Source organism: Escherichia sp. AM3 (genome assembly GCF_032029835.1).
Taxonomy (GTDB): domain Bacteria; phylum Pseudomonadota; class Gammaproteobacteria; order Enterobacterales; family Enterobacteriaceae; genus Escherichia; species Escherichia coli.
The window spans coordinates 1-14,121 of the sequence record NZ_JAVUPQ010000010.1 but is presented as its reverse complement, the minus strand read 5'-3'; the positions used below and the strand labels follow the sequence as shown (position 1 = coordinate 14,121).

Below are 14,121 nucleotides of genomic sequence, written 5' to 3'. Positions count from 1 at the left end.
AGAATTTGTACAATGCAGCGCCCCCGGACGAGCAGCCGCTCACCGGGGCGTTTCTTTTTTCAACCCTCCAGGGGCCATAACGTGTAATAACGAGGCCGGAATAGCATATGTCTGAACAATTAGTCACACCTGAAAACGTCACCACGAAAGATGGAAAAATCAACCTGCTGGATCTCAACCGTCAGCAGATGCGGGAGTTTTTTAAAGATTTAGGTGAAAAACCCTTCCGCGCCGATCAGGTGATGAAGTGGATGTATCACTATTGCTGCGACAACTTTGATGAGATGACCGACATCAACAAAGTGTTGCGCGGCAAACTGAAAGAGGTGGCGGAAATCCGCGCACCGGAAGTGGTTGAAGAACAGCGTTCATCCGACGGCACCATTAAATGGGCGATCGCCGTTGGCGATCAGCGCGTCGAAACGGTGTATATCCCGGAAGACGACCGTGCCACGCTCTGCGTCTCTTCGCAGGTGGGGTGTGCGCTGGAGTGTAAATTCTGTTCCACCGCCCAGCAGGGCTTTAACCGCAACCTGCGGGTATCGGAAATTATTGGCCAGGTGTGGCGTGCGGCGAAAATCGTCGGCGCAGCAAAAGTCACCGGTCAGCGCCCAATCACTAACGTAGTGATGATGGGCATGGGCGAGCCGCTGCTCAACCTGAACAACGTCGTTCCGGCGATGGAAATCATGCTTGATGATTTCGGTTTTGGCCTGTCTAAACGTCGCGTCACGCTTTCTACTTCCGGTGTAGTTCCGGCGCTGGATAAACTGGGCGATATGATCGACGTTGCACTGGCAATTTCCCTGCACGCGCCGAACGACGAAATTCGTGACGAAATTGTGCCGATCAACAAAAAGTACAATATCGAAACGTTCCTTGCTGCGGTGCGCCGTTATCTGGAGAAATCCAACGCCAATCAAGGCCGAGTCACTATTGAATACGTGATGCTTGACCACGTTAACGACGGCACTGAACACGCTCACCAACTGGCGGAACTGCTGAAAGATACGCCGTGTAAGATCAACCTGATCCCGTGGAACCCGTTCCCGGGTGCGCCGTATGGACGCAGCTCGAACAGCCGTATCGACCGTTTCTCAAAAGTGCTGATGAGCTACGGTTTCACCACTATTGTGCGTAAAACGCGTGGTGATGATATCGATGCTGCCTGTGGTCAGTTGGCGGGCGATGTTATCGACCGTACGAAACGTACCCTGCGTAAACGGATGCAGGGTGAAGCCATCGACATTAAAGCGGTCTGATAGCCATTACGCCACGGTTACTTTATGTACCGTGGCGTAATGTTTTATGAATGAAGTATTAAGTTGCAATTGTCTGGTCAATATTAACGGTGCGTTTTTGCTGACTTTAAGGCAGTATGTAACGATGCAACAGTAAGTTAGCCTTAGTGAATGTGGGCTTTGTCACGAGCACACAGACGGTCTTATACTGTATGATAACGGTTAACTTAACGGATGTTTCGCGGTGTGGGTGAGCATGATGGTTCACCGGCATCTCAATTCTCATTTAAACGTACCTGCAGCGAATGAATACTGAAGCCACGCACGACCAAAATGAAGCACTTACTACCGGCGCTCGCCTGCGTAATGCTCGCGAACAACTAGGACTTAGTCAGCAGGCCGTTGCCGAGCGACTTTGCCTGAAGGTTTCCACGGTACGCGACATTGAAGAAGATAAGGCACCCGCCGATCTTGCTTCAACATTCCTGCGCGGATATATCCGCTCTTATGCGCGTCTGGTACATATTCCAGAAGAAGAACTGCTGCCAGGGCTGGAAAAGCAGGCTCCACTACGGGCTGCAAAAGTTGCGCCAATGCAGAGTTTTTCCCTCGGTAAACGCCGCAAAAAACGTGATGGCTGGCTGATGACCTTCACCTGGCTGGTGTTGTTTGTGGTTATCGGCCTGAGCGGTGCCTGGTGGTGGCAAGACCACAAAGCTCAGCAGGAAGAGATCACCACTATGGCCGATCAATCTTCGGCGGAACTGAGCAGTAATAGCGAGCAGGGGCAGAGTGTTCCGTTAAATACGTCGACAACTACAGACCCGGCTACAACGTCCACGCCGCCAGCGTCTGTGGATACTACCGCAACCAACACGCAAACACCTGCCGTAACTGCGCCAGCACCAGCTGTTGATCCGCAACAGAATGCGGTTGTTTCGCCTTCGCAGGCAAATGTTGATACCGCCGCGACCCCGGCACCAACGGCAGCAACAACGCCAGATGGTGCTGCGCCGTTGCCAACCGATCAGGCTGGCGTGACCACGCCGGTGGCTGATCCGAATGCGCTGGTGATGAACTTTACTGCCGATTGCTGGCTGGAGGTCACTGATGCTACCGGTAAAAAATTGTTTAGCGGTATGCAGCGTAAAGACGGTAATTTGAACTTAACCGGCCAGGCACCGTACAAACTGAAAATTGGTGCGCCAGCCGCAGTACAGATCCAGTATCAAGGGAAACCTGTCGATCTGAGTCGTTTTATCAGAACTAACCAGGTTGCGCGTCTGACCCTCAATGCCGAACAATCACCGGCGCAGTAACAGACGGGTAACGCGGGAGATTTTTCATGCATAACCAGGCTCCAATTCAACGTAGAAAATCAACACGTATTTACGTTGGGAATGTGCCGATTGGCGATGGTGCTCCCATCGCCGTACAGTCCATGACCAATACGCGTACGACAGATGTCGAAGCAACGGTCAATCAAATCAAGGCGCTGGAACGCGTTGGCGCTGATATCGTCCGTGTCTCCGTACCGACGATGGACGCGGCAGAAGCGTTCAAACTCATCAAACAGCGGGTTAACGTGCCGCTGGTGGCTGACATCCACTTCGACTATCGCATTGCGCTGAAAGTAGCGGAATACGGCGTCGATTGTCTGCGTATTAACCCTGGCAATATCGGTAATGAAGAGCGTATTCGCATGGTAGTTGACTGTGCGCGCGATAAAAACATTCCGATCCGCATTGGCGTTAACGCCGGATCGCTGGAAAAAGATCTGCAAGAAAAGTATGGCGAACCGACGCCGCAGGCGTTGCTGGAATCCGCCATGCGCCATGTTGATCATCTCGATCGCCTGAACTTCGATCAGTTCAAAGTCAGCGTGAAAGCGTCTGACGTCTTCCTCGCTGTTGAGTCTTATCGTTTGCTGGCAAAACAAATCGATCAGCCGCTGCATCTGGGGATCACCGAAGCGGGTGGCGCGCGCAGCGGGGCAGTAAAATCCGCCATTGGTTTAGGTCTGCTGCTGTCTGAAGGCATCGGCGACACGCTGCGCGTATCACTGGCGGCCGATCCGGTCGAAGAGATCAAAGTCGGTTTCGATATTTTGAAATCGCTGCGTATCCGTTCGCGAGGTATCAACTTCATCGCCTGTCCGACCTGTTCGCGTCAGGAGTTTGATGTTATCGGTACGGTTAACGCGCTGGAGCAACGCTTGGAAGATATCATCACTCCGATGGACGTTTCGATTATCGGCTGCGTGGTGAATGGCCCAGGTGAGGCGCTGGTTTCTACACTCGGCGTCACCGGCGGCAACAAGAAAAGCGGCCTCTATGAAGATGGCGTGCGCAAAGACCGTCTGGACAACAACGATATGATCGACCAGCTGGAAGCACGCATTCGTGCGAAAGCCAGTCAGCTGGACGAAGCGCGTCGAATTGACGTTCAGCAGGTCGAAAAATAATAACGTGATGGGAAGCGCCTCGCTTCCCGTGTATGATTGAACCCGCATGGCTCCCCAAACATTGAGGGAAGCGTTGAGGGTTCATTTTTATATTCAGAAAGAGAATAAACGTGGCAAAAAACATTCAAGCCATTCGCGGCATGAACGATTACCTGCCTGGCGAAACGGCCATCTGGCAGCGCATTGAAGGCACACTGAAAAACGTGCTCGGCAGCTACGGTTACAGTGAAATCCGCTTGCCGATTGTAGAGCAGACCCCGCTATTCAAACGTGCGATTGGTGAAGTCACCGACGTGGTTGAAAAAGAGATGTACACCTTTGAGGATCGCAATGGCGACAGCCTGACTCTGCGCCCTGAAGGGACGGCGGGCTGTGTACGCGCCGGCATCGAGCATGGTCTTCTGTACAATCAGGAACAGCGTCTGTGGTATATCGGGCCGATGTTCCGTCACGAGCGTCCGCAGAAAGGGCGTTATCGTCAGTTCCATCAGTTGGGCTGCGAAGTTTTCGGTCTGCAAGGTCCGGATATCGACGCTGAACTGATTATGCTCACCGCCCGCTGGTGGCGCGCGCTGGGTATTTCCGAACACGTAACTCTTGAGCTGAATTCTATCGGTTCGCTGGAAGCACGCGCCAATTACCGCGATGCGCTGGTGGCATTCCTTGAGCAGCATAAAGAAAAGCTGGACGAAGACTGCAAACGCCGCATGTACACTAACCCGCTGCGCGTGCTGGATTCAAAAAATCCGGAAGTGCAGGCGCTTCTCAACGACGCTCCGGCATTAGGTGATTATCTGGACGAGGAATCTCGTGAGCACTTTGCTGGTCTGTGCAAACTGCTTGAGAGCGCGGGGATCGCTTACACCGTAAACCAGCGTCTGGTGCGTGGTCTGGATTACTACAACCGTACCGTTTTCGAGTGGGTGACTAACAGTCTCGGCTCCCAGGGCACCGTGTGTGCAGGCGGTCGTTATGACGGTCTTGTGGAACAACTGGGCGGTCGTGCAACACCGGCTGTCGGTTTTGCGATGGGCCTCGAACGTCTTGTATTGTTAGTACAGGCCGTTAATCCGGAATTTAAAGCCGATCCTGTTGTCGATATATACCTGGTGGCTTCAGGTGCTGATACACAATCTGCGGCTATGGCATTAGCTGAGCGTCTGCGTGATGAATTACCGGGCGTGAAATTGATGACCAACCACGGCGGCGGCAACTTTAAGAAACAGTTTGCCCGTGCTGATAAATGGGGTGCCCGCGTTGCTGTGGTGCTGGGTGAGTCTGAAGTGGCTAACGGCACAGCAGTAGTGAAGGATTTGCGCTCTGGTGAGCAAACGGCAGTTGCGCAGGATAGCGTAGCCGCGCATTTGCGCACGTTACTGGGTTAAGGAAGGAGAAGGACAGCGTGGAAATTTACGAGAACGAAAACGACCAGGTAGAAGCGGTTAAACGCTTTTTTGCTGAAAATGGCAAAGCACTGGCTGTTGGGGTGATTTTGGGCGTTGGCGCACTGATTGGCTGGCGCTACTGGAACAGCCATCAGGTTGATTCTGCACGCTCCGCTTCTCTTGCCTATCAAAATGCGGTTACCGCAGTGAGCGAAGGCAAACCGGATAGCATCCCGGCGGCGGAAAAATTTGCTGCTGAAAATAAAAATACTTATGGTGCGCTGGCTTCTTTGGAACTTGCGCAGCAATTTGTTGACAAAAATGAACTAGAGAAAGCTGCCGCCCAGTTACAACAGGGGCTGGCAGACACGAGCGATGAAAATCTCAAAGCCGTGATAAATCTGCGTCTTGCTCGCGTTCAGGTACAGCTCAAGCAGGCTGATGCCGCGCTGAAAACCCTTGATACCATCAAAGGTGAAGGGTGGGCTGCCATTGTTGCCGACCTGCGTGGTGAAGCATTGCTGAGCAAAGGTGATAAGCAAGGTGCGCGTAGTGCATGGGAAGCAGGCGTGAAAAGCGATGTTACTCCGGCACTGAGCGAAATGATGCAGATGAAAATTAATAATTTGTCCATCTGAGAGGGACCCGATGCAATTGCGTAAATTACTGCTGCCAGGACTGCTTTCCGTTACCCTTTTAAGCGGCTGTTCGCTGTTTAACAGCGAAGAAGATGTGGTAAAGATGTCCCCATTGCCAACCGTTGAAAACCAGTTTACGCCGACCACGGCGTGGAGCACTTCCGTTGGTAGCGGCATTGGCAACTTCTATTCCAATCTTCATCCGGCACTGGCGGACAACGTTGTCTATGCAGCGGACCGCGCTGGTTTAGTAAAAGCGCTGAATGCGGATGATGGCAAAGAAATCTGGTCTGTCAGCCTGGCCGAGAAAGATGGCTGGTTCTCTAAAGAGCCTGCATTACTTTCTGGCGGTGTGACCGTGTCTGGTGGGCATGTCTACATTGGCAGCGAAAAGGCGCAGGTTTACGCGCTGAATACCAGCGATGGTACTGTGGCATGGCAAACTAAAGTCGCGGGTGAAGCACTTTCTCGCCCGGTGGTCAGCGACGGTCTGGTGTTAATCCACACCAGTAACGGTCAGTTACAAGCGCTGAACGAAGCTGACGGCGCTGTCAAATGGACAGTTAACCTCGATATGCCTTCGCTCTCTTTGCGTGGCGAGTCTGCGCCGGCAACGGCTTTTGGTGCGGCCGTCGTGGGTGGCGATAATGGTCGCGTCAGCGCAGTGCTGATGGAACAGGGCCAGATGATTTGGCAGCAGCGTATTTCCCAGGCGACCGGTTCTACCGAAATTGACCGTCTGAGCGATGTTGACACGACTCCCGTCGTTGTTAACGGCGTTGTTTTCGCGCTGGCCTATAATGGTAACCTGACGGCGCTTGATCTGCGCAGTGGTCAGATTATGTGGAAACGCGAACTGGGTTCGGTGAATGATTTCATCGTCGACGGCAATCGCATCTATCTGGTCGATCAAAATGACCGGGTGATGGCGTTGACCATTGATGGCGGCGTTACGCTGTGGACACAAAGCGATCTGTTGCATCGCCTGCTGACTTCTCCGGTGCTGTATAATGGCAACCTGGTGGTAGGTGACAGCGAAGGTTATCTGCACTGGATTAACGTCGAAGATGGTCGTTTCGTTGCCCAGCAAAAAGTTGATAGTTCCGGTTTCCAGACTGAACCGGTTGCCGCTGACGGCAAACTGCTGATCCAGGCAAAAGACGGAACCGTGTACTCTATTACACGTTAATCGTCTCTGTCGTTCACTTTGAAAACGGCTCCTGGACAGGGGCCGTTTTCCTGTTTTTAACAACGACGCGAATATAGCGTGCGTTGTCTGATGATTTATAAAAATGAGGCTTTAAACATGGTACCTGTGGTCGCGCTTGTCGGGCGCCCTAACGTAGGAAAATCCACGTTATTTAACCGTCTAACTCGCACCCGAGATGCGCTGGTTGCGGATTTCCCGGGTCTGACTCGTGACCGTAAGTACGGTCGTGCGGAAATTGAAGGCCGTGAGTTTATCTGTATTGATACCGGCGGGATTGATGGCACAGAAGACGGTGTAGAAACCCGCATGGCGGAACAGTCGCTGCTGGCGATTGAAGAAGCGGACGTCGTACTGTTTATGGTGGATGCGCGCGCGGGCCTGATGCCGGCAGATGAAGCGATTGCCAAACATCTGCGCTCCCGTGAAAAACCGACCTTCCTGGTGGCAAACAAAACTGACGGTCTGGATCCCGATCAGGCCGTGGTTGATTTCTACTCGCTTGGTTTAGGTGAAATCTACCCGATCGCCGCGTCTCACGGTCGTGGCGTATTAAGTCTGCTGGAGCATGTGCTGCTGCCGTGGATGGAAGATCTCGCACCGCAAGAGGAAGTCGACGAAGACGCTGAATACTGGGCGCAATTTGAAGCGGAAGAGAACGGCGAAGAAGAAGAGGAAGACGACTTCGACCCGCAAAGTCTGCCGATCAAACTGGCGATTGTGGGTCGTCCGAACGTAGGTAAGTCTACACTCACTAACCGTATTCTTGGTGAAGAGCGCGTTGTTGTTTATGACATGCCTGGTACGACGCGTGACAGTATCTACATTCCAATGGAACGCGATGGACGTGAGTATGTGCTCATTGACACCGCTGGCGTACGTAAACGCGGTAAAATCACCGATGCTGTAGAGAAATTCTCCGTAATCAAAACGTTGCAGGCCATTGAAGATGCCAACGTGGTGATGTTAGTGATTGATGCGCGCGAAGGTATTTCCGATCAGGATCTCTCGCTGCTGGGCTTTATTCTCAATAGTGGGCGCTCACTTGTCATTGTGGTGAATAAGTGGGATGGCCTGAGTCAGGAAGTGAAAGAGCAGGTGAAAGAAACGCTGGACTTCCGTCTGGGCTTTATCGATTTTGCTCGTGTGCACTTTATCTCTGCCTTGCACGGCAGTGGTGTTGGTAACTTGTTTGAATCAGTACGTGAAGCGTATGACAGCTCCACCCGTCGTGTGGGGACCTCTATGCTGACGCGCATCATGACGATGGCTGTTGAAGATCACCAACCGCCGCTTGTACGCGGTCGTCGTGTGAAGCTGAAATATGCCCACGCCGGTGGTTATAACCCGCCGATTGTGGTGATTCACGGTAATCAGGTGAAAGACCTGCCTGATTCCTACAAGCGTTACTTGATGAACTACTTCCGCAAATCGCTGGACGTAATGGGATCGCCGATTCGTATTCAGTTCAAAGAAGGGGAAAACCCGTATGCGAACAAGCGTAACACCCTGACGCCAACCCAGATGCGTAAACGTAAGCGTCTGATGAAGCACATCAAGAAAAATAAATAATTATCCGTAAGTATTTTATCTGCCATTCCCTCTATGAATGTAGAGGGGTGGCTACCGGAGGAATTCATATGGAACTGCATTGTCCACAATGTCAGCATGTGCTTGATCAGGATAACGGCCATGCGCATTGCCCATCCTGCGGGGAAGTTATTGAAATGAAAGCTCTTTGTCCAGACTGCCATCAACCGTTGCAGGTGTTAAAAGCCTGCGGTGCAGTAGATTACTTCTGTCAGCACGGGCATGGCTTGATATCGAAAAAACGCGTTGAATTCGTGCTGGCTTAATGAACCTTTTTACGCGATTTTTTTACCGGCTGGATGTTTTTTACTTCACTTTCTATCCAGCCGTCTTCCAGACGTGTGGTTAGCATTTCACCCGCTTTAACTTGCTTCACTTTTTTCAGTACATTGCCGTCAGTAGCAGTAGTAACGCTGTATCCACGCGCCAGCGTTGACAGTGGGCTTACGGCTTCGAGGTGCGTTACTGCATTACCGAAACGTTCACGCGTGGCGCTAAGCTGTGCGCGCAGGATTTCTGCTAAACGATATTCCAGTTGCTGAATGCGCGTTTGCGCGCGATGAATCTTCGGCTGTGGATTTTGCTGATTCAGCCGCTGTGTTAATCGCTGCTGCTGTTGCCCGGCACGCTTAAGCTGATTTTCCAGCGCAAAGCTCATCCGTTTTTTCAGGCGTTCAAGCATGGTTTGCTGGCGTGCCAGCCGGAGCTGCGGATGCTGCTGCTGCAAGCGATGATGAATCTGCGTAAAGCGACGCGTACGGTTGGCGAGATAATAATCCATCGCCATCTCCAGCCGTTGACGGGCCGATTGCACCTGGCGCAGTAACTCTTGCTGATTACGGCTTACTACTTCAGCGGCGGCAGACGGCGTTGGCGCACGCAGATCGGCAACAAAATCGGCAATGGTCACATCCGTCTCATGCCCGACGGCGCTGACGACCGGAATGCGGCTGGCAAAAATAGCCCGCGCTACGCGTTCGTCGTTAAAACTCCATAAATCTTCCAGCGAACCGCCGCCGCGCCCAACGATCAACACGTCGCACTCATTGCGCTGATTCGCCAGTTCAATGGCGCGAACAATTTGCCCCGGCGCGTCATCGCCCTGAACGGCGGTGGGGTAGATGATCACCGGTAGAGAAGGATCGCGACGTTTTAACACATGCAAAATATCATGTAGCGCAGCACCGGTTTTTGAGGTGATCACACCAACGCAATGCGCAGGGGAGGGAAGTGGTTTTTTGTATTGCTGATCGAACAAACCTTCAGCCTGCAACTTCGCTTTGAGCTGTTCGTACTTCTGTTGCAGCAGCCCTTCACCGGCCGGCTGCATACTCTCAACGATTATCTGGTAGTCGCCGCGCGGCTCGTAGAGCGTAATATTGGCGCGAACTAAAACTTGTTGCCCATGCTGTGGGCGGAAGGTCACCCGGCGGTTGCTGTTGCGGAACATCGCGCAGCGTACCTGGGCGGTGTCGTCTTTGAGTGTAAAGTACCAGTGACCGGAAGCCGGTTGTGTGAAATTAGAGATTTCGCCGCTGATCCAAACCTGTCCCATCTCATGCTCAAGCAGCAGACGAACCGTTTGATTCAGGCGACTAACGGTAAAAATTGCAGGGGATTGAGAAGGTAACATGTGAGTGAGATCAAATTCTAAATCAGCAGGTTATTCAGTCGATAGTAACCCGCCCTCCGGGGATAGCAAGCATTTTTTGCAAAAAGGGGTAGATGCAATCGGTTACGCTCTGTATAATGCCGCGGCAATATTTATTAACCACTCTGGTCGAGATATTGCCCATGCTACGTATCGCTAAAGAAGCTCTGACGTTTGACGACGTTCTCCTCGTTCCTGCTCATTCTACCGTTCTGCCGAATACTGCTGACCTCAGCACCCAGCTGACGAAAACTATTCGTCTGAATATCCCTATGCTTTCCGCAGCAATGGATACCGTAACGGAAGCGCGCCTGGCTATTGCTCTGGCTCAGGAAGGCGGTATCGGCTTTATCCACAAAAACATGTCCATTGAACGCCAGGCAGAAGAAGTTCGCCGTGTGAAAAAACACGAATCTGGTGTGGTGACTGATCCGCAGACTGTTCTGCCAACCACGACGCTGCGCGAAGTGAAAGAACTGACCGAGCGTAACGGTTTTGCGGGCTATCCGGTCGTTACCGAAGAAAACGAACTGGTGGGTATTATCACCGGTCGTGACGTGCGTTTTGTTACCGACCTGAACCAGCCGGTTAGCGTTTACATGACGCCGAAAGAGCGTCTGGTCACCGTGCGTGAAGGTGAAGCCCGTGAAGTGGTGCTGGCAAAAATGCACGAAAAACGCGTTGAAAAAGCGCTGGTGGTTGATGACGAATTCCACCTGATCGGCATGATCACCGTGAAAGATTTCCAGAAAGCGGAACGTAAACCGAACGCCTGTAAAGACGAGCAAGGCCGTCTGCGTGTTGGTGCTGCAGTTGGCGCAGGTGCGGGTAACGAAGAGCGTGTTGACGCGCTGGTTGCCGCTGGCGTTGACGTTCTGCTGATCGACTCCTCCCACGGTCACTCAGAAGGCGTTTTGCAGCGTATCCGTGAAACCCGTGCTAAATATCCGGATCTGCAAATCATCGGCGGCAACGTGGCAACAGCTGCAGGTGCACGCGCTTTGGCAGAAGCTGGTTGCAGCGCGGTTAAAGTCGGTATCGGCCCTGGTTCTATCTGTACTACTCGTATCGTTACTGGCGTAGGTGTTCCGCAGATCACTGCCGTTGCTGACGCAGTTGAAGCGCTGGAAGGCACAGGTATTCCGGTTATCGCAGATGGTGGTATTCGCTTCTCCGGCGACATCGCCAAAGCTATCGCCGCTGGCGCAAGCGCGGTAATGGTGGGTTCCATGCTGGCGGGTACTGAAGAATCTCCGGGTGAAATCGAACTCTACCAGGGCCGTTCTTACAAATCTTACCGTGGTATGGGTTCCCTGGGCGCGATGTCCAAAGGTTCCTCTGACCGTTATTTCCAGAGCGATAACGCTGCCGACAAACTGGTGCCGGAAGGTATCGAAGGTCGCGTAGCTTATAAAGGTCGCCTGAAAGAGATCATTCACCAGCAGATGGGTGGCCTGCGCTCCTGTATGGGCCTGACCGGCTGTGGTACTATCGACGAACTGCGTACTAAAGCGGAGTTTGTACGTATCAGCGGTGCGGGCATTCAGGAAAGCCACGTTCACGACGTGACCATTACTAAAGAGTCCCCGAACTACCGTCTGGGCTCCTGATTCTCTTCGCCCGACTTCATGTCGGGCGATTTATATTATCTGTTTCACTTGCCTCGGAATAAGCGTCAATGACGGAAAACATTCATAAGCATCGCATCCTCATTCTGGACTTCGGTTCCCAGTATACTCAACTGGTTGCGCGCCGCGTGCGTGAGCTGGGCGTTTACTGCGAACTGTGGGCGTGGGATGTGACAGAAGCACAAATTCGTGACTTCAATCCAAGCGGCATTATTCTTTCCGGCGGCCCGGAAAGTACTACTGAAGAAAACAGTCCGCGTGCGCCGCAGTATGTCTTTGAAGCAGGCGTACCGGTATTCGGCGTTTGCTATGGTATGCAGACCATGGCGATGCAGTTGGGCGGTCACGTTGAAGCCTCTAACGAACGTGAATTTGGCTACGCGCAGGTTGAAGTCGTAAACGACAGCGCACTGGTTCGCGGTATCGAAGATGCGCTGACCGCAGACGGTAAACCGCTGCTCGATGTCTGGATGAGCCACGGCGATAAAGTTACCGCTATCCCGTCCGACTTCGTCACCGTAGCCAGCACCGAAAGCTGCCCGTTTGCCATTATGGCTAACGAAGAAAAACGCTTCTATGGCGTACAGTTCCACCCGGAAGTGACTCACACCCGCCAGGGTATGCGCATGCTGGAGCGTTTTGTGCGTGATATCTGCCAGTGTGAAGCCCTGTGGACGCCAGCGAAAATTATCGACGATGCTGTAGCCCGCATCCGTGAGCAGGTAGGCGACGATAAAGTCATCCTCGGCCTCTCTGGTGGCGTGGATTCCTCCGTAACCGCAATGCTACTGCACCGCGCTATCGGTAAAAACCTGACTTGCGTATTCGTCGACAACGGCCTGCTGCGTCTCAACGAAGCAGAGCAGGTTCTGGATATGTTTGGCGATCACTTTGGTCTGAACATTGTTCACGTTCCGGCAGAAGATCGCTTCCTGTCAGCGCTGGCTGGCGAAAACGATCCGGAAGCAAAACGTAAAATCATCGGTCGCGTTTTCGTTGAAGTATTCGATGAAGAAGCGCTGAAACTGGAAGACGTGAAGTGGCTGGCGCAGGGCACCATCTACCCTGACGTTATCGAATCTGCGGCGTCTGCAACCGGTAAAGCACACGTCATCAAATCTCACCACAACGTGGGCGGCCTGCCGAAAGAGATGAAGATGGGCCTGGTTGAACCGCTGAAAGAGCTGTTCAAAGACGAAGTGCGTAAGATTGGTCTGGAGCTGGGCCTGCCGTACGACATGTTGTACCGTCACCCATTCCCGGGACCAGGCCTTGGCGTTCGTGTGCTGGGTGAAGTGAAGAAAGAGTACTGTGACCTGCTGCGCCGTGCTGACGCCATCTTCATTGAAGAACTGCGTAAAGCGGACCTGTACGACAAAGTCAGCCAGGCGTTCACTGTGTTCCTGCCGGTACGTTCCGTTGGTGTAATGGGCGATGGTCGTAAGTATGACTGGGTTGTCTCTCTGCGTGCTGTCGAAACCATCGACTTTATGACCGCACACTGGGCGCATCTGCCGTACGATTTCCTCGGTCGCGTTTCCAACCGCATTATCAATGAAGTGAACGGTATTTCCCGCGTGGTGTATGACATCAGCGGCAAGCCGCCAGCTACCATTGAGTGGGAATGATTTGACCCTGCACTATGAATGAACAAAACCCTCTGTTACTACAGAGGGTTTTTTATCTTCAAGAATTATAGGATTGAAGTTACTAACATCGATTAATTAAACCAGCTGTCCGATTTGTTCTCTTCTGCTTTGCCCACGCTTTTCATCAGATCGCGACCGCCTTCAGTCATATTTCTGTTGGCGTCAGCTTCAGATTGCACCACATCGGTTTGCGCAGCTTTGTGCTTCAGTTCCTGATCGATAAATTCGTTTTCTCGCTTAACGCGGGCTTCTTCTTTCGCCAGCGCCAGTTTTTGTTTCTGAATCTCTAAGCTGCGTAGCTCATCTTCATAACTTTGATCGCGTTTTTTGTCCGCAGAGGCTTCGGCGTCCAGTTTATCCTGACGAGCTTTCTTATTTGCCGCTGCCGTTGCCGCTCTTTTGTTAGCGGCGGCCTGGGCATTTGCGCGACGTTGCTTCTCTTGCTGGATTTCCCTGTTGCGCTCCGCGACCCATTCGTCATGCTGCCTTTGCTCTTCATTTTTACCTTGCTGTTCCGCTTCTGCGACAGCAGAGAGTTGATCCTGCAATGATGAGGCGATAGCCGGATAGCTTAAGGAGGCTAAGATGGCGCAGGTGATGCTGCCAACTTACTGATTTAGTGTATGATGGTGTTTTTGAGGTGCTCCAGTGGCTTCTGTTTCTATCAG

General features: G+C 52.5%; 12 protein-coding genes. 10 read left to right on the top strand and 2 right to left on the bottom strand.

Going from position 1 to position 14,121, the window contains the following annotated elements; genetic code table 11:
* Positions 1 to 107: 107 nt before the first annotated feature.
* From RTW80_RS06625 to RTW80_RS06590, 8 genes are all read left to right on the top strand, one after another.
* Positions 108 to 1,262 (top strand): bifunctional tRNA (adenosine(37)-C2)-methyltransferase TrmG/ribosomal RNA large subunit methyltransferase RlmN, encoded by a 1,155-nt coding sequence (locus RTW80_RS06625; protein WP_000003317.1) that lies wholly within the window; start codon positions 108 to 110, stop codon positions 1,260 to 1,262.
* Positions 1,263 to 1,546: 284 nt separating this feature from the next.
* Positions 1,547 to 2,560, top strand: a complete 1,014-nt coding sequence (gene rodZ, locus RTW80_RS06620; RefSeq protein ID WP_001090844.1) for a cytoskeleton protein RodZ — start codon at positions 1,547 to 1,549, stop codon at positions 2,558 to 2,560.
* Positions 2,561 to 2,586: 26 nt separating this feature from the next.
* Positions 2,587 to 3,705: a flavodoxin-dependent (E)-4-hydroxy-3-methylbut-2-enyl-diphosphate synthase gene (gene ispG / locus RTW80_RS06615; protein WP_000551818.1), complete on the top strand. Its 1,119-nt coding sequence runs from the start codon at positions 2,587 to 2,589 to the stop codon at positions 3,703 to 3,705.
* A 110-nt stretch (positions 3,706 to 3,815) separates the two neighbouring features.
* Positions 3,816 to 5,090 carry a histidine--tRNA ligase gene (hisS, locus tag RTW80_RS06610; protein ID WP_001107167.1) on the top strand — a complete coding sequence of 425 codons (1,275 nt, stop codon included), beginning with the start codon at positions 3,816 to 3,818 and terminating at the stop codon, positions 5,088 to 5,090.
* A gap of 17 nt (positions 5,091 to 5,107) precedes the next feature.
* Entirely contained in the window at positions 5,108 to 5,728 is a 621-nt protein-coding gene (gene yfgM / locus RTW80_RS06605; RefSeq protein ID WP_000409205.1) for an ancillary SecYEG translocon subunit YfgM, read from the top strand.
* Positions 5,729 to 5,738: 10 nt separating this feature from the next.
* Complete coding sequence (gene bamB / locus RTW80_RS06600) at positions 5,739 to 6,917, top strand: outer membrane protein assembly factor BamB (RefSeq protein WP_001177048.1); 1,179 nt, start codon at positions 5,739 to 5,741, stop codon at positions 6,915 to 6,917.
* A gap of 117 nt (positions 6,918 to 7,034) precedes the next feature.
* Complete coding sequence (gene der, locus RTW80_RS06595; RefSeq protein WP_000249410.1) at positions 7,035 to 8,507, top strand: ribosome biogenesis GTPase Der; 1,473 nt, start codon at positions 7,035 to 7,037, stop codon at positions 8,505 to 8,507.
* Positions 8,508 to 8,575: 68 nt separating this feature from the next.
* Positions 8,576 to 8,791 (top strand): zinc ribbon domain-containing protein, encoded by a 216-nt coding sequence (locus tag RTW80_RS06590; RefSeq protein WP_001300368.1) that lies wholly within the window; start codon positions 8,576 to 8,578, stop codon positions 8,789 to 8,791.
* On the opposite strand, the gene xseA is transcribed toward RTW80_RS06590, so the two are convergent.
* Positions 8,788 to 10,158 carry an exodeoxyribonuclease VII large subunit gene (xseA, locus tag RTW80_RS06585; protein WP_000937920.1) on the bottom strand — a complete coding sequence of 457 codons (1,371 nt, stop codon included), beginning with the start codon at positions 10,156 to 10,158 and terminating at the stop codon, positions 8,788 to 8,790. The two genes, RTW80_RS06590 and xseA, sit on opposite strands and share 4 nt — an antisense overlap.
* A gap of 161 nt (positions 10,159 to 10,319) precedes the next feature.
* Between xseA and guaB the strand changes: the two genes are divergently transcribed.
* Positions 10,320 to 11,786, top strand: coding sequence for an IMP dehydrogenase (guaB, locus tag RTW80_RS06580; RefSeq protein ID WP_001299507.1), 1,467 nt, complete (start codon positions 10,320 to 10,322; stop codon positions 11,784 to 11,786).
* Between the two features lie 68 nt (positions 11,787 to 11,854).
* Positions 11,855 to 13,432, top strand: coding sequence for a glutamine-hydrolyzing GMP synthase (gene guaA, locus RTW80_RS06575; protein WP_000138282.1), 1,578 nt, complete (start codon positions 11,855 to 11,857; stop codon positions 13,430 to 13,432).
* A gap of 92 nt (positions 13,433 to 13,524) precedes the next feature.
* Here the strand turns inward: guaA and RTW80_RS06570 are convergent, their stop codons facing one another.
* Positions 13,525 to 14,052, bottom strand: coding sequence for a DUF5384 family protein (locus tag RTW80_RS06570; protein WP_032247407.1), 528 nt, complete (start codon positions 14,050 to 14,052; stop codon positions 13,525 to 13,527).
* Positions 14,053 to 14,121: the final 69 nt, after the last annotated feature.